This window comes from Paenibacillus wynnii (assembly GCF_000757885.1).
GTDB classification, from domain to species: Bacteria; Bacillota; Bacilli; order Paenibacillales; family Paenibacillaceae; genus Paenibacillus_AQ; species Paenibacillus_AQ wynnii.
Genome location: NZ_JQCR01000001.1, coordinates 199087 through 224555, shown reverse-complemented (window position 1 = coordinate 224555; position 25469 = coordinate 199087). Strand labels below are relative to the sequence as shown.

Annotated in this window: 25 protein-coding genes and 1 riboswitch; of the genes, 18 read left to right on the top strand and 7 right to left on the bottom strand. The window is 45.4% G+C overall.

Going from position 1 to position 25469, the window contains the following annotated elements; genetic code table 11:
• Positions 1-236 precede the first annotated feature (236 nt).
• Positions 237-650 (top strand): hypothetical protein, encoded by a 414-nt coding sequence (locus PWYN_RS01180; protein ID WP_036647547.1) that lies wholly within the window; start codon positions 237-239, stop codon positions 648-650.
• A gap of 129 nt (positions 651-779) precedes the next feature.
• Here PWYN_RS01180 and PWYN_RS01175 read toward each other — a convergent pair whose 3' ends face one another.
• A complete protein-coding gene (locus PWYN_RS01175; protein WP_036647545.1) occupies positions 780-1025 on the bottom strand; it encodes an alpha/beta-type small acid-soluble spore protein in 246 nt (81 codons plus the stop codon).
• Positions 1026-1117: 92 nt separating this feature from the next.
• On the bottom strand, positions 1118-2095 hold the full coding sequence (locus tag PWYN_RS01170) for an aldose 1-epimerase (protein WP_036647542.1): 978 nt from the start codon (positions 2093-2095) through the stop codon (positions 1118-1120).
• A gap of 437 nt (positions 2096-2532) precedes the next feature.
• Between PWYN_RS01170 and trpS the strand changes: the two genes are divergently transcribed.
• Positions 2533-3522 carry a tryptophan--tRNA ligase gene (trpS, locus tag PWYN_RS01165; protein ID WP_036647540.1) on the top strand — a complete coding sequence of 330 codons (990 nt, stop codon included), beginning with the start codon at positions 2533-2535 and terminating at the stop codon, positions 3520-3522.
• A gap of 362 nt (positions 3523-3884) precedes the next feature.
• Here trpS and PWYN_RS01160 read toward each other — a convergent pair whose 3' ends face one another.
• On the bottom strand, positions 3885-4880 hold the full coding sequence (locus PWYN_RS01160; protein WP_036647539.1) for a metal-dependent hydrolase: 996 nt from the start codon (positions 4878-4880) through the stop codon (positions 3885-3887).
• Positions 4881-5103: 223 nt separating this feature from the next.
• Between PWYN_RS01160 and cyoE the strand changes: the two genes are divergently transcribed.
• Positions 5104-6036 (top strand): heme o synthase, encoded by a 933-nt coding sequence (gene cyoE / locus PWYN_RS01155; protein ID WP_036647537.1) that lies wholly within the window; start codon positions 5104-5106, stop codon positions 6034-6036.
• A 7-nt stretch (positions 6037-6043) separates the two neighbouring features.
• Positions 6044-6670 carry an SCO family protein gene (locus PWYN_RS01150; protein WP_036648191.1) on the top strand — a complete coding sequence of 209 codons (627 nt, stop codon included), beginning with the start codon at positions 6044-6046 and terminating at the stop codon, positions 6668-6670.
• Between the two features lie 75 nt (positions 6671-6745).
• Here PWYN_RS01150 and PWYN_RS01145 read toward each other — a convergent pair whose 3' ends face one another.
• Together PWYN_RS01145 and PWYN_RS01140 are read right to left on the bottom strand one after the other, a co-directional pair.
• On the bottom strand, positions 6746-7096 hold the full coding sequence (locus PWYN_RS01145; RefSeq protein ID WP_036647535.1) for a toprim domain-containing protein: 351 nt from the start codon (positions 7094-7096) through the stop codon (positions 6746-6748).
• Between the two features lie 1256 nt (positions 7097-8352).
• Positions 8353-9558: an MFS transporter gene (locus PWYN_RS01140; protein WP_036647533.1), complete on the bottom strand. Its 1206-nt coding sequence runs from the start codon at positions 9556-9558 to the stop codon at positions 8353-8355.
• Between the two features lie 303 nt (positions 9559-9861).
• On the opposite strand from PWYN_RS01140, the gene PWYN_RS01135 reads away from it, so the two are divergent.
• The 13 genes from PWYN_RS01135 to PWYN_RS01075 all read left to right on the top strand — a co-directional run bounded on the left by PWYN_RS01135 (position 9862) and on the right by PWYN_RS01075 (position 23596).
• Complete coding sequence (locus PWYN_RS01135; RefSeq protein WP_036647531.1) at positions 9862-10314, top strand: hypothetical protein; 453 nt, start codon at positions 9862-9864, stop codon at positions 10312-10314.
• Positions 10315-10360: 46 nt separating this feature from the next.
• Positions 10361-11503, top strand: coding sequence for a transglutaminase domain-containing protein (locus PWYN_RS01130; protein ID WP_036647529.1), 1143 nt, complete (start codon positions 10361-10363; stop codon positions 11501-11503).
• A 132-nt stretch (positions 11504-11635) separates the two neighbouring features.
• Complete coding sequence (locus PWYN_RS01125) at positions 11636-13675, top strand: peptidoglycan D,D-transpeptidase FtsI family protein (protein ID WP_052087709.1); 2040 nt, start codon at positions 11636-11638, stop codon at positions 13673-13675.
• 29 nt (positions 13676-13704) lie between these two features.
• Positions 13705-14481, top strand: a complete 777-nt coding sequence (locus PWYN_RS01120) for a Cof-type HAD-IIB family hydrolase (RefSeq protein WP_036647523.1) — start codon at positions 13705-13707, stop codon at positions 14479-14481.
• Between the two features lie 23 nt (positions 14482-14504).
• Complete coding sequence (locus PWYN_RS01115; protein ID WP_036647522.1) at positions 14505-14984, top strand: DUF456 domain-containing protein; 480 nt, start codon at positions 14505-14507, stop codon at positions 14982-14984.
• A 28-nt stretch (positions 14985-15012) separates the two neighbouring features.
• Positions 15013-16641 (top strand): putative polysaccharide biosynthesis protein, encoded by a 1629-nt coding sequence (locus tag PWYN_RS01110; RefSeq protein WP_036647519.1) that lies wholly within the window; start codon positions 15013-15015, stop codon positions 16639-16641.
• A gap of 102 nt (positions 16642-16743) precedes the next feature.
• Positions 16744-17088: a thioredoxin family protein gene (locus PWYN_RS01105; RefSeq protein WP_036647517.1), complete on the top strand. Its 345-nt coding sequence runs from the start codon at positions 16744-16746 to the stop codon at positions 17086-17088.
• A 109-nt stretch (positions 17089-17197) separates the two neighbouring features.
• Entirely contained in the window at positions 17198-18130 is a 933-nt protein-coding gene (locus PWYN_RS01100; protein ID WP_036647514.1) for a COX15/CtaA family protein, read from the top strand.
• Between the two features lie 37 nt (positions 18131-18167).
• Entirely contained in the window at positions 18168-19892 is a 1725-nt protein-coding gene (locus PWYN_RS01095) for a UbiD family decarboxylase (RefSeq protein ID WP_036647512.1), read from the top strand.
• A gap of 23 nt (positions 19893-19915) precedes the next feature.
• On the top strand, positions 19916-20635 hold the full coding sequence (locus PWYN_RS01090; protein WP_036647510.1) for a Cthe_2314 family HEPN domain-containing protein: 720 nt from the start codon (positions 19916-19918) through the stop codon (positions 20633-20635).
• A 103-nt stretch (positions 20636-20738) separates the two neighbouring features.
• A riboswitch (SAM riboswitch) is annotated at positions 20739-20883 on the top strand.
• A 102-nt stretch (positions 20884-20985) separates the two neighbouring features.
• Positions 20986-22002 carry a methionine ABC transporter ATP-binding protein gene (locus PWYN_RS01085; RefSeq protein ID WP_036647508.1) on the top strand — a complete coding sequence of 339 codons (1017 nt, stop codon included), beginning with the start codon at positions 20986-20988 and terminating at the stop codon, positions 22000-22002.
• Complete coding sequence (locus tag PWYN_RS01080; protein WP_036647505.1) at positions 22002-22670, top strand: methionine ABC transporter permease; 669 nt, start codon at positions 22002-22004, stop codon at positions 22668-22670. The genes PWYN_RS01085 and PWYN_RS01080 overlap by 1 nt, the downstream gene beginning before the upstream one ends.
• Positions 22671-22732: 62 nt before the next feature.
• Complete coding sequence (locus PWYN_RS01075) at positions 22733-23596, top strand: MetQ/NlpA family ABC transporter substrate-binding protein (protein ID WP_036647502.1); 864 nt, start codon at positions 22733-22735, stop codon at positions 23594-23596.
• Positions 23597-23784: 188 nt separating this feature from the next.
• Here the strand turns inward: PWYN_RS01075 and PWYN_RS01070 are convergent, their stop codons facing one another.
• Complete coding sequence (locus tag PWYN_RS01070; protein WP_036647499.1) at positions 23785-24033, bottom strand: NifU family protein; 249 nt, start codon at positions 24031-24033, stop codon at positions 23785-23787.
• Positions 24034-24115: 82 nt separating this feature from the next.
• On the opposite strand from PWYN_RS01070, the gene PWYN_RS01065 reads away from it, so the two are divergent.
• On the top strand, positions 24116-24370 hold the full coding sequence (locus PWYN_RS01065; protein WP_036647497.1) for a YuzB family protein: 255 nt from the start codon (positions 24116-24118) through the stop codon (positions 24368-24370).
• A 10-nt stretch (positions 24371-24380) separates the two neighbouring features.
• On the opposite strand, the gene PWYN_RS01060 is transcribed toward PWYN_RS01065, so the two are convergent.
• Positions 24381-25442: an NAD(P)/FAD-dependent oxidoreductase gene (locus PWYN_RS01060; protein ID WP_036647493.1), complete on the bottom strand. Its 1062-nt coding sequence runs from the start codon at positions 25440-25442 to the stop codon at positions 24381-24383.
• Between the last annotated feature and the right edge of the window lie 27 nt (positions 25443-25469).

Here is a 25469-nt window from a genome sequence, read left to right as displayed (position 1 = left end):
ATCAAAATGGAGTGTTAATACGAAAGACTTCCTGAAAAGGAGGTCTTTTTTTATATCCATATTGTCGAAAATGCTCATTTTTCAGAGGAATATATAACAAAAAATAGTGAATAATGCGCATTTGTAGGAATATTCACCCAATTTTGTTGAATAATGTTGAATGACATATGTAAGTACCCTATAATCAGCCTTAAGTCTTATATATATATAAGATCAGTACGCTAAGGGGGAAATATATGCTTAAGAGTGAACAATTATCATTGGCACGTCAACTAGATTTAGTGTTTAAAGAACTGCAGGAGGAGTTGTCAGGTTTATCCTCTGGAACGGTATTTGTGCAAATACGAAACAATGTAATCGGTAAATTTGGAATTCGACATAACCCGCTTACTGGACGCAGCGGAGCTTTCAGTGTGGAGTGTGAGGGGATGTCAGTGGTTCAGCAATCTTCCTTCCGCAATATGGCTCTGGAAAGCTTAAGGTATAAGAAACGATGGACACATGGCGAAATTAGCTATGAATTTGCGATCATGCAAGGGATGGTTGTCGTGGATGCTACTTTGGAGTCTAACTATAATATGGCTAACCTGATGATCCGCTATCCTCGGGGAGCGCAAGCAGATACGGGCTCTGACCAACTTTACGGCTAAGAACAATACATACACAGAATAGCTTCTTACATGCAAAAGCCCTCTACGCTTCAATTAAGAGGCGTAGAAGGCTTAAAAGCTACTCGGATCAAAACCCGAAGAGGTTTTTAACCGGATAAAGAAATATTGTTACGAATTCGAACGACCAGACAATTGTTGCTCTGCCAGTTGTACGAGACGTTTGGTGATATATCCTCCCAAAGAACCGGTTTCGCGGGAAGTATAGTTTCCATAATACCCATCTTGAGGGATGGTAACTCCAAGCTCTTGAGCTGCTTCGTATTTCAGTTGTTGCAATGCTTGATTAGCTTGCGGAACGATCAGGTTGTTACGGCTACTGCGACGACCACCTTGGTTTTGACCTGCTTGACCCATGTTTGTCACCTCCTTCGCCCGTTGTGAAGATAGTATGAGCGCGGAGACTACAATTCATGCATTTATCAGGTAGGTTGTAAGGCTGGTAAATCTTAGTGAGTTACAGGATAAATCATTTCAAGGAATGTTGATAACTCCAAGGTCTGACCCGGCTCTAATACAAGCAAACCTGTAAATTCGGGATCGTCTGAAACGTTCGGTGCATCTGGCAGCCAAGTATAAGGCTCTACACATAGGAACTGATCAGCAGATCCCTTTGTGTATACTACCCAGTGCCGAAACCAATTCTCATCAGCAGTATAACGAAGCCCATAACCGTCATCACGCAGCAGCAAAGCTTCGGCAGGTCTTTTGGCTCCAATGCGCAGCGCGGTATCCAAATCAGTCCCTCGCAGATTCATTCCCTCGTTCAGTATATCTAAAGACCCTAATTCAGTCACATTGCCACTCGGAAGTAGTTCATCAGTTAACTCGTATATACTTTCTACAGGAAGCTTAAGATTCCAACGCTCGGGTTGACCGTCAATCATGAACCAGGTGTGATAACCCATTCCGAAAGGTATACGGTGATCCCCCAGATTTGTAACCTTTAGACTCTGTTTCAGCTTGTCATCCTGAAGCCGGAATGTCATTTCAAACTGAAGTGGAACCGGAAATTGTCTCATCCACTGAGGATCATCCTCTGTGCGAAACTCTGTAGTCACCGCGCAGCCTTCCTCGTCTTCCTCTATGTCGCTAACACACCAGGATTGTGTTCTATGCAGACCATGGATGTGGTTATCACCGGCAGTATTTTGATCAAATTGATAATTCACACCTTCGAATTGAAAATGTCCCTTGCGTATACGTCCTGGGGGAACCAATAGTGGAATACCGAAGTGGTAAGGTTTTTGCATAAAAAAGGCTTGATCACTTTCATCAGGACCTCGAAGAATATGCCGGTTCTCTTTGCGATCCCACAGGGAGATTACACTATTTCCAAGCCGTGGCAATATCGTGAGTTCGAGTTCGCGGCTGTGCAAAATATAAGTATCATAACCGCCCCAATGCCCTTTGGTCACCTGTTTCATGAGATTTGCTCCTTTATCGTAACTGTTATCGGAATTGAACATGGTAACCTTATCATAACAGATTTATGTTCCAGCAGTTAAGGAATTGACAAAGTTCCTTTTTAAGTTCTATGATGTATGCAACAATAAATCATGGTAATGTGATGACGGGGATAAGTAGGCAGGAGAGGGACCTTCAGAAAGCCGGTGGATGATGCGAACCGGTGGAAACCTCTTGATGAATGGACCCCTGAGTGCCGCGCTTGAACGGGATTCTAGACCCTAGTAGACCGGCCGGCTCTTCCCCGTTAAAGGAAGCTATAAGGCTGTTCCCCTGTACAATATGGGATTTCAGCGAATAAGGGTGGCACCACGGCACACGTCCCTTTCGGATGTGGCCTTTTTTGCGTTCACGGAAGTCAAAATCAGAATTAAATTAGAAGACGGAGGCGTATATTATGGCTAAAAAGGTATTATCGGGAATTCAACCCAGCGGATCGCTCACGATCGGGAATTACATTGGAGCTATCAAGAATTATGTAAAATTACAGCATGAGAACGAATGTTATTTCATGGTGGTAGATCTGCACGCGATTACGGTTCCACAGGAGCCTACAGCGCTTCGTGAGCAATCCGAGTCGGTAGCTGCACTATATATTGCCGCAGGTATCGACCCAGCCAAAGCGAACGTGTTCATGCAGTCTCATGTACCACAGCATGCAGAACTGGGATGGTTGATGACAACACTCACTAACATGGGTGAATTGGAGCGGATGACTCAGTTCAAAGACAAATCTTCCGGTAAAGAATCGGTTGGGGCGGGATTGTTTGTCTACCCTTCGCTCATGGCAGCCGATGTTCTTTTATATAACGCTGACCTTGTTCCAGTAGGAGAAGATCAGAAGCAACATCTGGAATTAACCCGTGATTTGGCAGGACGCTTTAATCACCGCTTTGGAGAATTTTTCACTATTCCCGAACCGTTTATTCCAGAGGTGGGCGCCCGTATTATGTCATTGGACGACGGAACCAAGAAAATGAGCAAGAGCAGCCCGAATGCTGGAAGCTACATCGCGTTGTTGGATCCGCCGGATGTTATCAGCAAAAAATTCAGCCGCGCTACCACGGACTCCGGCAGTGAAATTAAATATGATACGGTGAATAAACCGGAGATCAGTAATCTAATGTCTATCTACGCTGAATTTGCAGGGATGACACTGCAGCAGGTAGCTGATCAGTATGAAGGTCAAAGGTATGGTGGATTCAAAAAAGATCTAGCTGGAGTAGTGGTTGCTACCCTTGAACCTCTACAGCAGAAGTATCATGAAATCCGCAGTTCAGGTACGATTACCGATATCTTAGCCGAAGGTGCGGAAAAAGCTCGGTTCCTCGCGGCTGAGACTTTAGCAGGTGTAAAAGAACGGATGGGTTTCCTTCCTTTCCGCTAAGCGTAAATGATTGAATCTTAACCTCGTCTTCGGCGTGCTTTAATGATAAAGCCCCACCCGATATTAAGCACACAGGCAACTCCAAGCAAAAGTGCTATCCACACGTTATAACTGATAGCAATAGAGGCAGCGGTGAGGATAAGGATAGAAGAACACGCAAACCAAAGAGAAAGACCTTTGCCCATGAAGACCATATTCCTTTCTTTTACATTAGAGGCTGTCTGATGCGTCAGCTCTTCTGTCTTATTTCATAAAGAAACCCGCAGAGCTAATCTCTGACGGGTTTCTTTACGCTTTATGGTGATTGTGCCTCAACTAGGTAAAGGAGTCAATAGTCAATTAATATATGCTGATGTAAAGCATCATGTCCCGGAGTCTAAGGCAAATCTTTCATCCAGCTTGTCACTGCTAAGCCAGCCTACATAAGTATTCAAGGGGTGATATTGGTTATCCATGACGAGAACAGCAACGAATGGGAATTGCTTGCGATGCAAATAACGAACGTCACCCCAGCGTACAATATAACCAGAGGGAAGTTCTTCTACTTCTGCTACGGCGTAGGAGGTAAAGTACAAAAAAGCTTGTATATCGGGATGAGCCTTAGAATGTTCAACCGCCGGGTGGGTGGAACTGATCGCATGCTTGAGCCATTTGAGATGGCCATTGATTAATTGTCCTACATCATAGCTCCCGTCTATCTTCGCTTTAACGATATTCCAACGTCTAGGTGTAATTGTTGGGATTACAATGTAGCGGTCACTGGAATCATGCCGTACATCCTTGTTCTTTATATTGTTCGTGAGTCGGTAATGAACAGTGGTTCTCCATAAATAATAAATGGTGATACAAACATACAGCGTAATAAATAACGGAGCGGGTGGAACCATACCACTAATCCAGAGCACAATTGCCGCCGAATGACTCCCAAATATAAAGGGGTCGAAGATGTGGATAATATTCCAGGCGATCCATTTTTCCGTAAAGGGACGTGCTGCCTGAGTGCCATATACATTAAAAAGATCTGAGAAAACATGTATGGCCACAGCAATGAAGCTCCAAAGGGCAAGATGTCCGATAGATTGAAGGCTAGTTATCCCGAAGAAAGGTGAAATCACCAGCGTTAAAAATGCCGGCCAAATCAGTAAAAAAGGTAAGGAATGTGTGATTCCCCGGTGATTACGGATGTACAAGGCGTTGTCTTTCAAGCGTAGTGCGGTATCCGCATCGGGGGCTTGGGAACCAAGCACGGTCGCAAGCATAACTGCCCCGGAGAGTGCAGGATTCGAGCTAACCACAGGATCGACGAAGGAAAGCCCGGCTAGGCCAAGGCCCATAACTACATGTGTAGCGGTATCCATAGGACAGTTCTCCTTTATACATATGGTCTCTATTAATTAACTACCCAATTTAGAGCCATGTTATTTGCTTTTGAAATAAATGTTGTCACGGAATTGTCGAATTAATGAACATCATGGTCAATGATTGTCAAAGTCTTTAGGGGTTTGTTATGATAAAGTTAACAGCAAGAGACTTTTTCATTCGCGGAACCGTAAGAAGATGTTTTGAAGGAGGAACACAAGCGTGGACAATCAATGGAGATATCAAGCTTCTTCCGATTCCGCAGCAATGTCTGCCAAGTCACCCCAAGAGGGGTCAACCTGGCGTGATTTTATTACTGTGACCAAACCCGGAATTATCCGGTCGAATCTGATCGCGGCCTTTGCGGGATATTGGCTCGCATCTGCATGGGACGTTCAGTACGGAAGACTCATACTGACTTTGCTCGGCACTATGCTCGTTATGGCATCTGCCTGCGTATTTAACAACTATTTTGATCGAGATCTCGATATGAAGATGGAGCGGACTCGGGAAAGAGGGTTACCCACCGGGCGATTGAAGCCGATGACCGTATTAATCTATGCGATCGGTCTTGGAATATCCGGACTGCTGGTATTGTTTGCTTTTTCCGGTATTTTAGCCGGATTGTTCGGTATTCTGGGGATGTTTGTATACGTAGTGGTTTATACACTTTGGTTAAAGAGAACTTCTACATGGAGCACATCCGTAGGCGCAATTTCCGGTGCAATGCCTCCTGTAATCGGTTACGTAGCCGTAACGGGGACAGTGGATTTGGGTGCTTGGCTGCTATTCGCCATCCTGTTTCTATGGCAGCCTCCTCATTTTTGGGCATTGGGTATTCGCCGCAAAGAGGAATATCGTGCTGCTGGATTCCCGCTTTTACCGGTTGTGAAAGGAACTTTCCGAACCAAGATTCAAATGATTCCATACGTCGCATTACTTATACCCGTTTCGATAGTAATGTACGTTTACGATTATGCGGGTGTCTTTTACCTAGTTATCTCTACGGGTCTGTCCATTGTCTGGCTATACCTGACCTTAAAGGGCTTTAGAGCCAAGGATGATGATGCATGGGCTAAGATGTGCTTCTTCTTCTCCATTAATTATTTGATGGTAAGTCTGATTGTACTTGTTCTGAATACGACTCATGGGTAAGGGAGAGATGCACTTGCTTCTCATTAAAAAATATAAGTGGACATGGCTGATGCTTCTTCTGGCACTGGCTATGGCCGGTTATCTGGCTGCTAACTCTCTGGACTTTGGTAAAGAGAAGCTTCCGATGATCGGACAAGTGCAAAACTTCTCGCTCCAAAATGTAGATGGTCAAACGGTGACCCTTGCCGACACCGAGGGAAAAGCTCGCCTGGTATACTTCTTTTTTACACAGTGCCCCGATGTGTGTCCTATTACGACCTTTACTCTATCGCAGACACAAGACCTGCTTATGAAAAGCGGTGAGTTTGGTAAGGACGTAGCTTTTATCTCTATTTCATTCGATCCTGAGAATGATACGCCGGAGGCGATCAAGACATTCGCTGACCGATTTCATGCCAATTACGATGGATGGTATTTCCTGCGCGGAGAACAAGAGCAAATCCGCAAGCTGGCCGCTGACTCCTTCAAGGTCCTAATCGCTGGGAATAAAAAGGATAATTTTGCCCACGCTAACCTAATTGGATTAGTAGACCGTAAGAACAACTTGCGTGCGCTGTACAATGCTGGCGATACCGAGAATATTACCCCTGAGTATCTGGCGGATGTCGTCACACAGCTAGCCAAAGAAAAGTAACCATACAAAATGCCTTCTTCGATAGTTCCTCTAAATGAGGGAGTAGATCGGAAAAGGCATTTTTTATATTCATACTCAAAATAAAGGAAGCGGTTCTGGATACACAATATATTCCTCTAACCCTGCCTTTTCTAACTGAGTAATGTTGTATTCATCAGGGGTGTGCTCAACACCTGCATACCCTTTCCGTGTATAAATATGTCCGGCATCTGGGAAAACATCACGCAGAATACCGCGGATTTTTTTGCCTGAGCTATCATTGTCCATGTACAGGTATACTTCTTCGTCTCCTACTTTTTGGCGCAGTGTTTCAAGCTTAAGTGTGTTCAGGGATCCAAAGGTACAAAGAATTTCGACATCCTCCATTAGTAGGCGTCTTAACCGGCTGCGGTCATTCTTGCCTTCTACGATAATATAAATGGACATGCTCTCTGCCTCCCCGGTTGAGTGGTATATAACAGGCTTGTCTTTATTTTACCTAAGGTTCGATAAATTTAACAACCGGAGGTTCTTCTTTTTACAACATTCCCCGGGAAATGTCGTAAAAGAAAAGGGGACAGTTCAAAATTTCTGAAATAGCTGTTTGGAACACTTTTTGTGTTGAGACAGCCTGTGGCGCTGGTGAGAAGGCTTCGCAAACAGACCGTTGTCCCATTCGCTGTGCTTTCCAGATTTTTTATTATCCTTACTGGTGAAAATACGGAGACAGCCTATGCTTTCGAGGCTGGTTTTCCTTTGGAAAACCTTTGGGCGACCGCTGTCTCATTTCCATAAATTTCTTATGCTAAAGTGCAGGATTCCTGCCACTCCGGGGGCTCACGAGCTGAATTGTTGTATAAAGTGCAGGAATCCTGCCACTCCGGGGGCTTACGAGCTGAATTGCTGTATAAAGTGCAGGAATCCGTGCCATTCCGGTGTCTCACGAGCTAAATTGTTGTATAAAGTGCAGGAATCCAGCCCATTCCGGGGCTTCGCGAGCTGAATTGCTGTATAAAGTGCAGGAATCCAGTCATTCAGGGGGCTCACGAGCTAAATTGTTGTATAAAGTGCAGGATTCCAGCCCATTCCGGGGCTTCGCGAGCTGAATTGCTGTATAAAGTGCAGGATTCCTAGCCATTCCGGGGGCTCACGAGCTGAATTGTTGTACAAAGTGCAGGAATCCAGCCCATTCCGGTGTCTCACGAGGCTATTGGACCAGCGTCAAGACCAGCCTCTAAAAAGCCATTCAGAAGATTGAGATCGGCTGGCTTTCGCTTACTCATAATTTCCTGTAGCAAACCGCAGTGGATCAAAAACGTAAAGCAGCGATTCTCCATTAATGGAAGAATCGCTGCTTTGCTCACTTTTTAGCGTTTTGAGAAAATGGCAAGTCTGTCTCCGTTTGTAGAAATCTACTTAGGGGACAGCCGCAAATGGTCTGAAGCAGGGAAGGAGATTTAGAACACGCCGGCGCGAAGGATAATCACCAACAGGATGTACAGTACCAGAATAGCAGTTGTAGAAGTCATTAAAACTGCGGGATAAGGAGTAGGTATAGGCTTATGGCAACAAGGATCACTCATTAGTCTCACCACGCTTTCAGAGTTGAGGTTGTTACTACAAGGTATAGTATGTAAAAACCCAAGTAACTCTTGTATTTCAGCCTAGTGAATTTTGTGGTGGGAAAAATAGGCTAAGGAGGTCTAAGCGGCTCTTCCCTTCCATTTCTGAATGCGGGATGACCTCTGCGCGCTGCCGGGTGGGAGAAGAATCAAGGCTGTCATCAGCAGTAGAAAGGCAATGAAATAAGGTGATATTTCATTTCTTAAGGCTCCTGCTGTTACCGGTCCGGCAAAAGCACCTAATGACATCGCAATCGACTGCAGTGAAAAGGTTCTGCCGAGCCGCCCCGGACCGCCTAGACTAATGAACAGTGAGGCCATAGCGGGGAACAGAACTCCCTTGGCCGCACCTAGAGCGAAAAGAATAACACCTACCGGTATGGTGCGGAAGGCTGCAAGGGAGAAGAAACAGAAGGCCATAGCAAGCAGAGCCGCTGCAATTCTTTTGGCGGGAGCAAGGCGGTTTAGAAAAAACATGCTAAGTGTCAACAACGCGCCTAGGCTGAGGAGTGACAGCAGGATTCCTGTGGAGAGAATACCCGCGCTGCCCCCGCCGCTTTGGGAAAGCGGTAATTCAAAGAATAATACGCCTTGGGAGCAGGATACGAAAAAGGGTAATAGAAAATAACGTCTGGAGAAAAGCGTCACGATACCCGGAACAGGTTTCTTAGCTGATTGTTCTTCTTCCGGAATAGAGGCCTGCTTCAAGGAAATGGAGGCCGGGGTTACAGACTCCAATTGTGAGGGCTTTGGTACGCTAAAAAAGGCCATGATTCCTGTTGCAATCAGCAGCCAGCCTAGAGTACTGAAGGTTCCGGCGAACCCCGCCTTGGCTACGATAACAGCACCAGCTGCCGGGGAGACGACAGAAGCTAAGGTGTGGACTATTCCATGGCCGGACATGTATTTACCTTGTACTGCAGCATCCGTTGACAGCGAGGCTAGAAGTGTCATACAAGCAGGAGATAGAAAGGCCAGTGCAAAACCACTTGCAGCACGCAGCAGGAGCAGATGCCAAGGAAGCTGGGCATGTGCCTGCAGCAGAAGTATAAAGCCTGCGGTCACCAAGCTGAACACAATATAGCGCCGGCTCCCTTTTCGATCAATAAGCACACCGGCCAGCAGATTACCGGGAAGATGTGTCAGTGAGTACATACCCATCATCCAGCCTATAAAGGCGGGACCAGCCCCAAGTGATAAGGCGAACGGCGTCAGAATAGGATATTGGGCATGTAAATCAAAGAACGCCAAGAAAAGAAATAAATAGAGCCATAGCGCTGTTTTCATAGGATAGTACCTCCTCCTTAGCCTACCTCTTGGCCTGGATAACCCGGGCAAACTTAATAAACATTTTTGAGAGAATAGGACTGCTACTTGTACTTTACGTGGGACATGGTGGGCTTATACCGTTTTTTTATCCGCCTATTGAATGGAGTGTGGGTACATTGTGGAACAATCCACCAGAATACTGACTATTCGGGAACCATGAATTATGATGGGCATTCATGTATAATAATTAATAACCGTGTAATTCAAGCGGCATAAGATTGACCTTAGTGGAAAACAGGTGACAGGAGTGTTGTAAAGTTGATGGATACGCAGGTGTGGTCACAGTTTATTAGAGAAAATTGGTTGGTTATCGTTATTGCGCTTGTATTATTGTTTGCAGTAGTAAATCTGGTCAAGACTGTATTGAAATGGGCAATTGTAATTATTATCGTGGTAGGTCTTTTCATCTATAGCGGCGTTACGATGGATCAGTTGGGAAATGCAGTAGATAAGGTCAAGGAAGGGACAGTAAGCACCCTTAAGAGCGAAGCACAGGAAGTTATGCTTAAGGAAGCAAAGGATGCCGTATACACAGTGAATGACGACGGGACCTTTACGATTACAAGTCCGAATATAGAAGTCAAAGGAACAGCGGGTCAAGATAAGGTGGATGTTACCTTCAGGGGCGTAAGTCTGGGTAAATGGAGTGTTACGGACACTATGAAGACCTTTATTGAGGAAGCAAGCAAACAGCAGGGAGCTGCAGGTAAATAATGAGCAGTAGACACAAGAGCGGCAGCGCAGCGACAGGAGGGACTTCATGCTGAACGTGTGGTTAGAACGTCTGAGTGAGGCAAATATGATCTCAGTCGCCCTTTTGCTCATCGTTGCCTTTTCTGTAGTGCAGGGTTTGAGCAGGGGCTTCTTTATTTCGATCGGCAAATTACTTGGACTACTAGGTTCAGGTCTAATAACGATTGTTTCCATATTTTTAGCCGTCCTGGGAACTCTTTATCTCTCGCCTCGTATTCAACAATGGGCGGCGGAAATTAAGATTCCAGATCTAGAATTAAATGCTTGGCAGCAGATTTACTATACAGGCACCTCTGTGTTGTCAGAATCTACGTTGGTACGTTTTATAGTGATCCTTATGGTTAGTTATAGCATTATCCGCTTCATCCTTGGGCTTCTATCTCCTTTATTGCCATTGCAGAGACGACGGCCTCTGAGAATGGGCGACCGAAAGGTCACTTCCTTAAGCCGTTTAGGCGGAGGGGTGATCGGAGCTCTAATTGGGGTCTCGCGCTGCCTGGTTATTATAATTGTACTATTCGTTGCAGTAGGTCTGAATCCTGACAGTGGGTTCAGTCGCTACATCGAGTCTTCTCCTGTATACAGGGAAAGTGCGGCGGCTGTAATTGAACCGATCGCGGGTAAGACGGTTCAAGCGAAGCTTCCTATCTTGACCCAGATTGTGGCAGCAGAGATGGATGACATTCTTCGGCGTAAATATGAAGTGATTGACCGTGAAATTCCGTCTGATATTAAGGGCGCTGCTGTTAAAATTGTCGGCAAAAGCAACAGTCAGGAAGAGAAGGCACGGTTGTTATATGATTGGGTAGGAACTCGAATCTCCTATGATTACGCGAAAGCGGAAAATTACGAGAAAAACCGCGTTTGGCATGAACAAAATCCGAAAGATACCTTCGATACCCGGCTTGGAGTGTGTATTGATTACGCCCGTCTCTATGCGGTAATGGCCCGCTCACAGAACCTGCAGGTACGGGTTGTGACCGGTCAAGGCTATGACGGAGTCGGAGGATACGGCCCTCATGCGTGGAACGAAGTATATATAGATGAACGGAAAGCGTGGATCCCGCTGGATTCCACTTGGGCGCAAAGCGGCGATTGGTTTAATTCTACAGATTTCAGTGATACTCATCTCAGGGAGAGTGTGCTGTGACCCAAGCATGCTTGAGTCGTCCGTGTTACAATAGGTCAGGCTTCAAACCATATTATCTATAAAGGAGAGAAAGATGTGAGCCTCTTCGGTAAACAAGGCTCGCCCTCGGACGAGTCCAACAGTAAAAGCTCCATGGGACTGCGGATTAATATCTTCTTTTTCAGCACGTTTGTTATTTTCTGCGTCATTATTGTTCGTTTAGCTGTGCTGCAATTTGTGGAAGGTCCTACATTAAGTGAGGTCGAGACGAATCGGGAAGTCAAGAATGTACCTTTAGCTGCCATGCGTGGAGTTATCTTTGCGGATGGGGGCGAGAAGCTCGCTTATTCTACGCCAGTTCAGTCATTATATATTACTCTAACCAAGGATTATACGGCTAAAGAGTTAAATAAGGAAACAGGAAAGACCGTGCTTAAACCCGAAGCTCAGGCTAAGTCTGATGCATTGGCTGCTAATTTGACAGCTGCTTTCAACACATATGGAGCGGCTGATGAAGTGAAGATGACTAAAGAGGAAGTCATTGAGGCGATGGATTTGTACTTCAAGAAATTCCAGGGTTATACCCCCCGCCGGATTAAGATTGATTTGTCCCAGAAAGAAGTAGCCTTTTTTATGGAACATAAGAACGACTACCCCGGCCTTGAAGTGGTGGAGGAGAGCGTCCGCCATTATGACAAGGATACTGTAGCCGTACAAACGGTTGGGTATATTAAGCTTTATAAGTACTCCAACAGTCTTGCTATATATCAGAATATTATAAATGCAACTAAGAATACCCCAGATCCGGGACTCACGTACAAAGATGACGAGTTTGTTGGGTTTGACGGCCTTGAATTACAGTATCAACGGGAACTCCGTGGGCAAAATGGGTATCAGGAAATATCTATTAATGCTCAAAATATGGCCGAAAAGATTGAGAAGGTTGTTCCTCCAACAAAAGGCAACGATATATGGACGTCGATTAACAAGAATGTTCAGTTGAAAACAGAGCAGGCTATAACCGACCAAATTAACTGGCTTCATAAAAATCCTGTATTAGGAAAGCTACATCCAGATGCGCTAACGGGTTATGCTGTTGCCATGGAAGTAGATACCGGAAAAATAATCGCTATGGCCAGCATGCCGGATTATGATACCAATGTGTTTACAACGGAAAGATTAGATCCGGAAGTTTGGTCTAAAATCATTAACAATTATCAAAACGGAACCATTAACTCCATTTCTTCAGGAAGATCTGGTAATAATTTGGATTCCACTGTGTTTCTAGGCTCGACCATTAAGCCTTTAAGTGTTCTAATCGGCCTGAATGAGGGTTTCTTTAGTACATCTTATGTGTATCAAGACAAAGGGATTGCTTATTTCGGTAAAGCGGGACATGAAACTAGTGTCAGAAATGCCTCAAGCCACGTCTATGGGAGCATGGATCCATCCAAAGCGATTGAGAAGTCGTCCAATGTATTTATGGTTGATAAGGTGGGTAAAAACCTCTATTTAAAATATCAGGATAAAGGGTTGGATGTCTGGGATAATTACATGAAACAATTTGGCCTTGGAGTATTGACAGAAAGCGGTCTTCCTGGTGAGCAGAAGGGTAAAGTGAACTATTACGACAAAGAATCCAACGGTAGTACTCAAGCGGCTCTTGTCTATGCTTCATTTGGTCAACAGGGCGGTTATACTGCGCTGCAGCTTGCACAGTATGCCTCAACCTTGGCCAATGAGGGTGAACGGATTAAACCTCAGTTAATAAGTAAGATTACCGACCCTTCGGGGAATGTGGTTAAAAAGTTTTCACGTGAGGTATTAAACAAAGTGGAGTTTGATCAAGCGTATTGGGATGAGATCAAGCGTGGCATGAACAGTGAGGTGAGTTCGTTTAATGACTTCCCTTATGATTTTGCCCGGAAGACGGGAACCTCTCAGCAAGTTGCTAAGGGTAAGGTACGCGATAACGGGGTCTTTATTGCCTACGCTCCGCGCAACAATCCGAAGCTAGCTGTAGCGGTAATAATTCCTGAGGGTGGTTTCGGTTCAAGCAGTGCCGCGCCTGTAGCGCGTAAGATATTTGATGCCTATGATTGGGAATATGGACTTGACGGAGTGCCGAAGAAAAGCCTCCAATCTGCAACTTCAACAACGGATGATACTACAAATAAAACAGCTACTCAATAGGAGAGCATACAAGAATGGAGGGGTGGCATATGACTGCCAAATACCGCCTGCTTGCATTGGATATGGATGGAACCCTGCTTAATGATGAACAGTTAATTACACCCGAGACGGCAAAATGGATTCAAAAGGCAAAAAACGCAGGTGTATATGTTTGTTTGTCTACTGGACGTGCATTTCGTAGTGCACTTCCTTATGCGGAACAGTTAGGCTTGCTGACACCGATGGTAACTGTAAACGGGAGTGAAGTATGGAGAGCACCGAATCAATTGTACCGGCGTTCCCTGATGGACCCGCAGCTCGTAACGAAAATGCATGAAATGGCAATAGAATACGGCATCTGGTTCTGGGCGTATTCCTTGAATGAGGTGCACAAGCAGGACAATTGGGACGGAGACGTAAAGAACCGAGAATGGCTTAAATTCGGTTACAGCACGGAGGATAACGATATTCGCCACAAGGTGTTAATGCGGCTTCAGGATATGGGGGGACTTGAGGTTACCAATTCCTCTCCCTATAATTTGGAGATTAACCCTTTAGGTGTGAATAAGGCGTCAGGTATTAAGTCCGTTTGCAAATTACTCGGAATCAATATGTCTCAGGTTGTTGCCGTCGGGGATAGTCTTAATGATCTTGCCGTTATTCAAAAAGCGGGTCTTGGAGTAGCCATGGGTAATGCCCAAAAGACAGTTAAGCAGGAAGCGGATGTTGTGGTAGCTTCGAACAATGAGGATGGAATTGCAGAAGTGATACAAAAGTATATTTTATCTGATGCAAAGATATCCGGGGACAGTGTAACGGTTAGATAAAAAAACAATAGGAGTGAGCGTATTTGACTATCCTGGGTTGGATTCTCATTATCGCTTTATTTGTTATCGGAATGGCCGGTGCCGTATATCCCATCTTGCCGGGGGCACTGGCGATTTATCTGGCCTTTTTCGTCTACGGCTGGTTCTTTTCCTTTGAGCCTTTTGGTACCGGGTTCTGGATTGTTCAGACCTTAATCGTCGTTGCTCTTTTTGTAGCGGATTATGTGGTCGGGGCGTGGGGTGTCAAAAAATTCGGTGGCTCACGTTACTCAGTCATTGGCTCAACGCTTGGAATTATCACCGGTGCATTTTTCTTTCCAATCGGGCTTATTATCGGGCCTTTTGCGGGAGCGTTTATCGGGGAGTTACTAGCAGGCTCCGCACCGAGGAAGGCAGCTAAAGTAAGTTTAGGCTCACTGCTTGGTCTACTCAGTAGTACGTTCGTTAAAATTATTCTGCAAATCGCGATGGTCATCCTCTTCTTTATCTGGATTGGCCGGTAATTTATCTTAGAAAATGAGGCGAAACCGTTTGTCCAAGAAAGAATCTTTTGTCAAAGGTACGCTTATTCTGGCTGCCGCCGCTTTAATAGCACGTGTCCTAGGGCTCGCCCAGCGTGTACCGTTGGAGCATATATTCGATAGTGTAGGCAATGCTTCCTTCGGTGCGGCCAATAATATTTATCTGATGTTGCTTGCAGTAGCGACTGCTGGTATACCGAGTACACTCAGTAAAATGGTTTCAGAGCGTTATGCCCTCCATCGAGAGGAAGAAGCACAGCAAGTATACAGGGCTGCTCTTCTGTTCGCCGGAGCTGCAGGTATAGTTATTACTATACTGCTGTACATAGGAGCACCTTACTTTGCAACCAATGTTATGAAGCTCCCTGAAGCTGCCCTGGCGATTCGCGCAATAGCCCCAGCTCTTCTTTTATTCCCTGCTACCGCAATTATGCGAGGGTATTTCCAGGGTAGAAATTATATGATGGCAAACGGAGTTTCACAGATCACAGAGCAAGTCGCACGAGTGGTTACGGCAATACTTCTTGCTTATTTATTGATGAAGAATGGCTCTAACAATACTACAATGGCGGCTGGAGCTTCATTCGGTAGTGTTCTTGGCAGTATAGCTGCTTTTGCTATTATGCTGTATTACTCCTTGAAGTTGCGACGTGATGATAAAATAGCGGCACTGAATTATGCTCCGGTGCCAAAGCTGCCCATGCTGGGGATTTATAAGGACATTTTTAAGTTATCTATTCCAATAGTACTTTCATCTCTGACGGTTCCCGCTGTAAATTTAATTGATAACTCTATTGCTATTCCGCTTCTTATCGATCAAGTGGGTCGGGATGCGGCTACAACAACGTTAGGATATTTGACGAGCCGGGCTCAAAGTGTGGCGGGTATTCCACCTATACTTGCTATAGCTCTAAGTGCATCTCTTATCCCTATTATTTCGGCAGCCTTCGCTCGTCGTGATCATGATCATCTTAAGCGCCAAGTAACACTAGCGCTACGCATCTCTATTTTAACAGGAACGCCCATTGTCCTTTCGCTTGTAGTTGCCGCCTATTCAGTTAACGGTTTGCTATTCAAAAGCTTGGATGGAAGCGGAATTGTAGCCATGCTTACCCTGGGAACGATTTTTCAGATTACAATGATGACCACCAACTCCATTCTTTTGGGGATGGGGAAGTCGCGTATCTCCATGTATTATGTACTGGCCGGGATTATCGTGAAGCTTGTGGCAAGCTTTTTCCTAAGCAAGGTGTTCGGTATCTATGGAATTATTGGAGCAACTGCACTTTGCTTTATAGTCATTACGATGCTTAACATACGAATGTTAAAGTCTGTAGTTGACTTTAGAATTATGGGCAAACGCTGGGGTGGTTTCGCAATGGCGGTGATTGCCTCCGGGGGCATTGGCTATGTGCTGAATGAGGCAGGAATTATGTTGACTCAAGTAATGCCTGCCCGTCTTGCGTTTCTATTTACTTGCCTTGTTGTGGGAGCTACGGTCGTCATCATTTATCTTGTACTCCTTATCGTATTGGGTGTAATTAGCAGGGAAGAGGTTGCCAGCTATCCGAAAGCCCTGCAAAAGCTGTTAAAGCCATTAATGAAACTGCAGCCTGAACGTGCCCGTATGAATGAATAATATGACTTATGTCTCATATTTTTACGTTTTTGTTTGACTTCCTGATCACATTTTGCTTCACTTAAGGGAAGACTAGAGTGTCTTTAGAAAGGACGGGTAGCCATGGACAAAATAAATTCTCCCGGTGAATTTCAAGTATCTATTCAATCGCCTAGATTAACGGTGGCTGTTTTCAAAGCTGACTGGTGCTCCGATTGTAAATTTATAGATCCATTTGTGCCGGAACTTGAGCAGAACTACAACGGCCGCCTTACGCTGGTTGAAGTGGATGTGGATGCGGTGGGTGATGTTAGTCAGGAACAGAATATACTGGGTATACCTAGCTTTGTCGCTTACAGTGATGGAAGAGAATTAGTCCGTTTTGTAAGTAAACTTCGGAAGTCCCGTGAGGAAATTGAGAATTTCCTGGATAGAGCCCTTGAGGTTTATCAAAGTATTCACAAGTAAATGTTATAACACCGCTTTTGCCCCTTTGAGCTGAAGCGGTGTTTTTTTCAAAATATAAGAAAGTATCTTTACCATGTCCTTCATTTCTTAGATACTGCGGGTGATATCATTGTCAACAAATCAATTGAAATGGCTTAGTTATACAACTTGTCTTGTCATGTTCCTGGCATTAGTTGGGGGAGTAGTCGTGACAAAGACAGGTTCAGGATTGGAATGCGGAAATGAATGGCCGCTTTGTAACGGGAAGCTTGTTCCGGCTTATACTTTGGGGTCCTTGATCGAATATACACACCGTTTATTCAGTGGATTGGCAGGCATGTTATCTCTTGCTTCCATGATTGCCTTCTGGCGATATGCCAGAAATCGGCGTGATCTATTGACCTATGCGTTCATGACACTGTTATTTGTAGTCGTCCAAGGAGGTATGGGAGCGCTTGCGGTTGTGAAATCGCAATCTGCGGCCGTAATGGCGCTGCACATGGGTTTTTCTTTAATTGCTTTTGCTTCCTCACTAATGCTTGCCCTCGGTTCCAAAAGACGTTATGAAGCTGAAAAAACCGATGCTACAGTAGATGAAGGTAAGCCCGTTAGCAGGGGCTTCCGCAACTTAACGTGGATTACTGCGTTATATTCTTACATAGTTGTCTACATTGGGGCCTATGTGAGTCATACTGATTCCCGTGGGGGCTGCTCGGGATGGCCTCTATGTAACGGTGAATGGATTCCCGAGTTATCGGGTGGCGTAGGCATCGTATTTGTACATCGGATTGCCGCAGCGCTTCTATTTATTCTTACAGCTATTCTTGGTCATCTGGCCTTCTGGAAACATAAAGGGAATAGAGAACTGCAGAATCTGGGGGTATCCGCTGTATTATTATGTCTGTTACAGGTTGTTAGCGGTGCAGCTGTTGTGTTTACGTTAGATAACGATCGGCTCTACATATTTGCGGCATTAGCCCATATATTACTGATTGCCGGGTTGTTCGGTGTGCTAAGTTACATGAGTGTACGCGTATGGCAGCTGAGTAAACGGAGAGATTAATTCAGTAGGATAGAGCCGGTTCTAGGGAGGTACTATATTGGGATACGGTAATTTACGTCAATGGATAGAACAATTACGGAAGGATAAGGATCTTGCCGTCATTGACACTCCCGTGGACCCTCATTTGGAGCTTGCAGAGATTCACCGCAGAGTCGTCCAGAATGAAGGGCCAGCCTTGCTGTTTACCCAAGTAAAGGGAACACCGTTTCCCGTAGCCACGAATTTATTTGGGACGGTTAGAAGGGTTGAAAAGGCATTCGGACCGCGTCCAGAACAATTGATGAAATCTCTAATGAATGCTTGTGAAAATTTACATCCCCCCACTTTAAGCGGTTTATGGAAAGAGAAAAGCATGCTTATCGATTTGCTAAAGGTCGGCACCAAAAATGTATCGCAAGGAGAAGCACCAGTACTGGGTATTTGCCGTAATAGGGACTCTTTGAAGGAGCTTCCCCGTATTACCACCTGGCAGGTTGACGCTGGACCCTTTGTGGAACTTCCGATTGTATATACGGAAAGTATAAATAGATCTAAGGAACATAGTTTGGGTATGTATCGTGTCCAAATACAGGATGATAATACCGCCAATCTATTCTGGAATACTCGAAGAACGGGCGGTGGTTTCCACCATCATGAAGCCAAGCTGAGTGGAGAAGCACTTCCGGTATCGCTCTTTATTGGTGGTCCTCCAGCGTTGATGGCTACAGCTATCGCTCCTGTACCGGAACGGGTCCCAGAACTGCTTTTCGCTTCTATGATGTTAGGTGGACGGCTCCCGTTAGTCAAAGATCCAATGGGAGGGCACCGTATTCCGGCAGAGGCCGAATTTGCTATCCGAGGTCTGGTTCCGCCAAATGAGGAAGATTATTCTGTGATGCATATCCAACGGATGTGGCATCGTAAGGATGCTATCTATCCGGTATCGCTTCTAAGCAAACCTCGTCAGGAGGACCATTATCTGGGTAACTTTTTGCAACGGCTTTTGTCTCCAGCTTATCCCCTAGTGATGCCTTCTGTTCGTTCATTATGGACATATTCGGAGACCGGCTCGCAAACACTGGCCTCGGCTGTAGTTCATGTGAGTTACTCGCAGGAAACCCTTGCCGCGGCATTCCGAATTTTGGGAGAAGGTCAGCTATCCCGCACACGATTTTTGCTGCTTACAAATGAACCCGTAGAGCTGTCGGATTTTCCAAAGCTATTGGAGACTGTGCTGGAACGTTTCAACCCCGCGGGAGACTTATTGATTTTCAACCAAACATCTTATGATGAAGTAAATGATAAAGGCACGAAACTGAATCCAGGCAGTAAGGGGATCATGATCGGAGTGGGTAGCCCTATTCGTGACCTACCGCGTGCTTATGATGAGGGAGTAATTCCAGGCATACATGATGTACAGCCTTATTGCGGCGGTTGTCTTGCTGCTTCAGGGGCATCCTATGAGGAAGATCCAACATTACCCCAGCGTCTGGTAGCCGCTCTTCGTGACAGGGGAACTTCGTGGCCGCTGGTCATTCTTGTGGATAATGCTGCCGAAACCGTGAAAACACAGGCGTCATTTCTTGGGTCGGTATTTACCCATTTCAATCCTGCAACAGATATTTACGCGGAGTCAGAAGTGGTCAATCATCATGTTGGCTATAAGCTGCCCATTGTGATTGATGCGCGTATGAAGCAGAGGAATTCTGAGGAGATACTCCCGAATGAGGATATCGTTGAGCGGGTCAATCAAAATTGGAAGAATTATTTCCCTACGGCTTAAGAAGTGGTTTGAGGAGGAAATGTATGCTGCGGATTTTACTCGGTGAGCCTCCCCGCGTGAATAGCGGATTATTGGCTGAGGCTATGAATAGTATGGAACAGATGGCAGCACTGCTGCGTAAGGAAATGAAGAGCACTCAGGATCGGGATCATGTCTACCGCCAGTTGGAGATTTGGACACGGGGGCTGATCTCGTCACTGGATGAACTTGAGCAAAGCTGGTTCGCAGCTTCTTACTATAGGAGGTCTGTGATCACTGGGACTCTAGATGATATGCCTGTGCTGGAGCAGGAGGAATACGCCCGATATGTGTATTTTTACAAAAATGGCTTTATCCGTGTGTTCTCTTTGCTGGACAAGCTGGGCACTGTATTGAATGCCCTTTATGACCTGAATACCTCCAAGGTAAAAGCTCATTTTTCCTATTTCACTGTGCTTCGCCAATTTAATATCATTAAGGATCATAAGGCTTTAGTCGAGCAATTGAACAAAGTGAAGGATGCATACCGTGAGCCGTTGCAGAACTTGCGCAAACGCCGAAATTCGGAGATTCATTATATGAATTCCGAAATGGAGGATGATCTGTGGCAGCGGCATAAAGGGCTGAATGAGAAGGTGAAGCTTGAAGATGTGGATGCACATCTGGAGGATTTGAGGCTAGGGCTGAACATGGTATGTAAATCACTCACTGTGGCCTATAGATACAGTCTTGAGCAGTGGCGCAAGGATGTCAGTCGTCACTGAAATCAAGAAATGAAATATTTCCAAAGATTTGCTTTGACAAAAAACTTGAAAATATTCTATACTTACATGCAATACAGTTTATGACCACTAACTTAATACTTACATCTTATCGAGAGCGGCGGAGGGATAGGCCCGATGAAGCCCGGCAACCGATTTATACTAAGTGTTCTTTTGGACACTGAATGTGAATGTCATGGTGCTAATTCCTACAATGCCGCATGTATGCAGCGGCCTTTGGCAGATGAGACGGCATTGTAAATACGCGCACAGGGCCTCTTATGATCTGCAAAGGATCAGTAAGGGGTCTTTTTGTATGTAAATAATCACTTCTATAAGGAGGGACGGCAAAAATGATAGAGCTTAAAGGTTTAACTAAGGTATACGGAAAAGGCAAAAAGGCAGCTACTGCTCTCTCACAACTGAACTTATCTATTAAAAAAGGCGAGATATTTGGAGTCATCGGCCACTCCGGCGCCGGCAAAAGCACATTGATTCGCTGCATAAATTTGTTGGAACGTCCTACAAAAGGCGAGGTCTGGGTGGATGGTATTGACCTCACGAAGCTTACCCAAGGACAGCTGCAGCAGAAGCGGCGTAAGATCGGGATGATTTTTCAGCATTTCAATCTGTTATCTTCAGCAACGGTCTTTGAGAATATCGCATTCCCCCTCCGTCTTACGGGGGCATCGAAAGAGTCCATTCAAAGCAAGGTTAGAGAACTGCTTAAGCTTGTAGGCCTTGAAGATCACTGGAATAAGTATCCCGCTCAGCTATCAGGGGGACAGAAGCAGCGGGTAGGGGTTGCCCGGGCATTAGCCAGCGATCCTGATGTGCTGCTGTGTGATGAAGCGACTTCGGCGCTCGATCCGCAGACTACCGATTCCATCCTTAGACTTTTGCTGGACATTAATCAACGGTTCAATCTAACCATTGTTCTCATTACTCACGAAATGCATGTCATCCAGAGCATTTGCGACCGTGTCGCTGTTATACATGGCGGAGGGATTGTAGAGCAGGGGGATGTGACCGAGGTGTTCCTGAAGCCGAAACATGATATTACAAGAGATTTCATTCGCAGTGAGACACAAAACGACGGACCGCTACGGGCAGCTATTAATGCACCCCACCCAGAGTCCTCAAAAGCAGTGAAGATCACCTTCTTGGGTCAAAAAACGTATGAATCCACTCTCTCCCACGTAGTGAAGGAGACCGGTGTTATTTTCGCAATATTGCAGGGCACGATCTCTACCATAAAAGATGTACCTTACGGTCAATTGATCGTTCGTTTTGAGGGTCCTTCTGAAGCCATCCAAGAGACGATTAGCAAACTACTGGCTCAAGGCCTTGATGTGGAGGTGATGGATTGATGGCCAGCTTGAATTTTTCCACTGTAAACTGGGATGAAATGCTCCAAGCCACCTTTGATACCTTGAAAATGTTAGGGAGTTCCGCAATCTTCACAATTATTCTTGGTTTACCACTCGGAATTGTGCTATATTTATGGGGACGATCCTCAAAGCCCGTTGTAGGGGTCATTTATTCAGTCTTATCGTTCCTTGTGAACATCCTGCGTTCCGTTCCTTTTATTATCTTAATGGTCGCATTAATCCCTTTTACTTATTCCATTGTAGGTACTTCCATTGGCGTATTGGGCACAATCCCACCACTTGTTGTGGGTGCTGCACCCTTCTTTGCCCGCCTTGTGGAGACAGCACTTAGGGAAGTAGACAGAGGGGTCATAGAGGCTGCTCAGGGGATGGGCGCATCAACAACGCAAATCGTTACGCGGGTTCTTTTGCCAGAAGCTCGTCCAGGCCTAATATCTGGGGTTACTATTACTGTGGTAACTTTGGTGGCATATACGGCAATGTCCGGTATGGTCGGGGGTGGCGGTCTAGGTGACTTGGCGATTCGTTATGGTTACTACCGTTACGAGAAGGAAGTTATGATCATCTCCGTAGCACTTATGGTTCTGCTGGTGCAACTTCTGCAAATGGCCGGGGACCGATTAGTTAAGTATTTTTCAAGGAAATAAGGTACATCCACATAGATATCCTTATTCACAAAAAAACCATACTGTTTGAGGGGGATTTACAAATGAAAAAACTATTGCTGACTTTTTTTAGCCTGACACTGATCGTGGTATTGGCAGCTTGCGGAAATAATAATGCTAACAATGCAGGCAACTCGGCTGCAACCAATGCACCTGCGGCTGATGCTACAACTGAACCTGCTGCTGAACCCGTTACTTTGGTAATTGGAGCTTCTCCAGTACCGCATGCTGAAATCTTGAAGGCTATTGCACCTTTGCTTGAAGCTCAAGGCATCAAGCTTGAAATTAAAGAATTCACAGATTATGTACAACCTAACGTACAGCTAGCTGAGAAGCAGCTGGATGCTAACTTCTTTCAACACCAGCCTTACCTAGATGAACAGAACAAGAACAACAGCACGGATCTGGTATCTGTTGGCAGTGTACACGTTGAGCCGTTTGGTGCTTATTCCAAGAAAATCAAAACCATCGAAGAGCTGGCTGACGGTGCGAAAGTTGCGATTCCTAACGATGCAACAAACGGCGGACGCGCATTGATTCTTTTGGCTAAAAACGGTCTGATTACCTTGAAAGATGATAAGAACATCACTTCTACAACAGCAGATATTACTGAAAACAAGAAAAACCTTAAAATCATTGAATTGGATGCAGCAATGCTTCCACGCCAATTAAATGAAGTGGATTTGGCCCTGATCAATACTAACTATGCTCTTGAGGCCAAACTGGTTCCTACTAAGGATGCCCTGTTCATCGAAGGCGTAGATTCTCCTTACGCGAACATTCTGGTGACACGTCCTGATAATAAAGATACGGATGCCATTAAAAAATTGGTTGCTGCCCTGACTTCACCGGAAGCTAAGAAATTTATTGAAGAGAAATATGAAGGTGCTATTATTCCAGCATTTTAATCTCACTACTAATAAAATACAAATCCAGAACATTGAAAAACGGCAAGTCTCCAGGTTATCGGGGACTTGCCGCTTTTTTGATATTACACAAAATATCCTCTATAATGGCTTATAGATTTGGCCGCTGTAAAACAAAAAAATCCCGGCCTTCTGAAAACAGAAGAACCGGGATGTTTATATGGGCGGGATTAGAATACTTGAACAACTTCTTCTACGCCTTCTACTTCTTCAACAAGGGCGCGTTCAATCCCGGCTTTTAACGTAATGGTGGAGCTTGGGCAGCTACCGCAGGCACCCATCAATTTCAACTTAACGATGCCGTCTTCCACATCGATCAGTTCGACGTCTCCGCCATCGCGTTGCAGGAAGGGACGAAGCTTATCGAGTACTTCCAGCACTTCATCATACATGGTGGTGCTTTGTGTATTCTCACTCATTTCTCAATCACTCCTTTCGTAAGTTCATTATAGTACAAAAAGTTAAAAAATAAAATGGTTTGGACCGAATAGGGAGATCAACATGAGACCAATTATTGAATTTTGTGCCAGTAACCTAGGTCACGGTACAGATAAGTTAATGCATAAGCTTGAGCAAAACCCGGATTACGATGTAATTGAATATGGCTGCCTTAATAATTGCGGTCAATGCTACTTGTCGCCGTTCGCCATGCTCAATGGTGAAATTATTGAAGCCGACTCCCCTGAAGAGCTGGAGGAAGCCATCAACACCAAGATTAAGGAGCTCGAAGCCTGGGACAACCTTGATCTCGATTGAAGTTTATATTTTAACCAAAATGGCGTTTGGACATCCATAACACACCGCTTTTTAGAATACGCGGAACTCGTCCCATTACGGAACGTTGACCCATTTGCCCAAAGCCGGAGTTCTTACCCAATGAACCTAGAGTCCCTTTTAAGCGGATAGGATGCAGCTTGGGTGTCTCATTACGCCATAGAGCCCGTATAATTTGTGCAACCTGCTCACCTTGTGCTCCAGCGGCTTGAGCGCTGGGTGCAAACGGCAGGCTGGCACAATCTCCGATCACATAAACCTCCGGATAATCAGGCACCTGATAATGCTCTCCTAGAATGATTCGTCCACCGCGATCTTTGGCAAGCTCAAGCTTTTGAACAACCTGAACAGGCTGAATGCCGGCGGTCCAGACGGTAATGTCGGAAGCAATTGCCTGCGTGCCATTATATATGGCATCCTTCTCTACATGGGAAACAGAAATTCCCCCAAGCGTTTCCACCTGATGTTCGCTGAACCATTCCTCTACATATTGCGAGAGCTTTGCCGGGAAAGAAGATAAGACACGTTCACCACGATCCAAGATAGAGATATTCAGGTCTGGGCGGCTTTCACGCAGCTCTGCAGCCAGTTCTACGCCGCTTAACCCTCCTCCTACAATATTAACCGTACCATAGGGTCTGACGTCGTTCAGGCGACGGTACGTATCCCTAGTACCCGAGAACGTCTGAATACTACAGGTATATTGATCTGCGCCCGGAATGTTATGATAATTATCCGTACATCCCAGAGCAATGGCTAGAATATCATAAGAAATCGGCTCACCGGTTTCCAGAAATACCAGCCTGCTCTCCAAATCAATAGATCCTACTTCGCCATAACGGACAGTAAGACGGGGATGTACTGGAAACTGGATGCGGAGGTCGCAGTCCGTTACGGTACCTGCTGCCAGAGCATAATATTCTGTTTTTATTCCCTGATAGGGCATTCGATCCACTAAGACAATTTCCACGTCATGGGGGAGATGGTGATCTATTAATTCTTGGATGAGGGCTAGGCCGCCGTAACCGCCGCCGAGGACGAGCAATGTTCTCATCTTACCGATCTTCCTTTCGAATATGGC

Bases quoted from the DNA above. Each gene is read 5' to 3' on its own strand.
- PWYN_RS01135 (WP_036647531.1), top strand. From the start codon at position 9,862: ATGGATACGCAGGTGTGGTCACAGTTTATTAGAGAAAATTGGTTGGTT.
- PWYN_RS01065 (WP_036647497.1), top strand. From the start codon at position 24,116: ATGAGACCAATTATTGAATTTTGTGCCAGTAACCTAGGTCACGGTACA.
- PWYN_RS01160 (WP_036647539.1), bottom strand. From the start codon at position 4,880: ATGGATACCGCTACACATGTAGTTATGGGCCTTGGCCTAGCCGGGCTT.
- PWYN_RS01070 (WP_036647499.1), bottom strand. From the start codon at position 24,033: ATGAGTGAGAATACACAAAGCACCACCATGTATGATGAAGTGCTGGAA.
- PWYN_RS01080 (WP_036647505.1), top strand. From the start codon at position 22,002: ATGGCCAGCTTGAATTTTTCCACTGTAAACTGGGATGAAATGCTCCAA.
- PWYN_RS01120 (WP_036647523.1), top strand. From the start codon at position 13,705: ATGACTGCCAAATACCGCCTGCTTGCATTGGATATGGATGGAACCCTG.
- PWYN_RS01085 (WP_036647508.1), top strand. From the start codon at position 20,986: ATGATAGAGCTTAAAGGTTTAACTAAGGTATACGGAAAAGGCAAAAAG.
- PWYN_RS01150 (WP_036648191.1), top strand. From the start codon at position 6,044: ATGCACTTGCTTCTCATTAAAAAATATAAGTGGACATGGCTGATGCTT.
- PWYN_RS01180 (WP_036647547.1), top strand. From the start codon at position 237: ATGCTTAAGAGTGAACAATTATCATTGGCACGTCAACTAGATTTAGTG.
- trpS (WP_036647540.1), top strand. From the start codon at position 2,533: ATGGCTAAAAAGGTATTATCGGGAATTCAACCCAGCGGATCGCTCACG.
- PWYN_RS01105 (WP_036647517.1), top strand. From the start codon at position 16,744: ATGGACAAAATAAATTCTCCCGGTGAATTTCAAGTATCTATTCAATCG.
- PWYN_RS01125 (WP_052087709.1), top strand. From the start codon at position 11,636: ATGGGACTGCGGATTAATATCTTCTTTTTCAGCACGTTTGTTATTTTC.
- PWYN_RS01140 (WP_036647533.1), bottom strand. From the start codon at position 9,558: ATGAAAACAGCGCTATGGCTCTATTTATTTCTTTTCTTGGCGTTCTTT.
- PWYN_RS01170 (WP_036647542.1), bottom strand. From the start codon at position 2,095: ATGAAACAGGTGACCAAAGGGCATTGGGGCGGTTATGATACTTATATT.
- PWYN_RS01075 (WP_036647502.1), top strand. From the start codon at position 22,733: ATGAAAAAACTATTGCTGACTTTTTTTAGCCTGACACTGATCGTGGTA.
- PWYN_RS01060 (WP_036647493.1), bottom strand. From the start codon at position 25,442: ATGAGAACATTGCTCGTCCTCGGCGGCGGTTACGGCGGCCTAGCCCTC.
- PWYN_RS01145 (WP_036647535.1), bottom strand. From the start codon at position 7,096: ATGTCCATTTATATTATCGTAGAAGGCAAGAATGACCGCAGCCGGTTA.
- PWYN_RS01175 (WP_036647545.1), bottom strand. From the start codon at position 1,025: ATGGGTCAAGCAGGTCAAAACCAAGGTGGTCGTCGCAGTAGCCGTAAC.
- PWYN_RS01090 (WP_036647510.1), top strand. From the start codon at position 19,916: ATGCTGCGGATTTTACTCGGTGAGCCTCCCCGCGTGAATAGCGGATTA.
- PWYN_RS01130 (WP_036647529.1), top strand. From the start codon at position 10,361: ATGCTGAACGTGTGGTTAGAACGTCTGAGTGAGGCAAATATGATCTCA.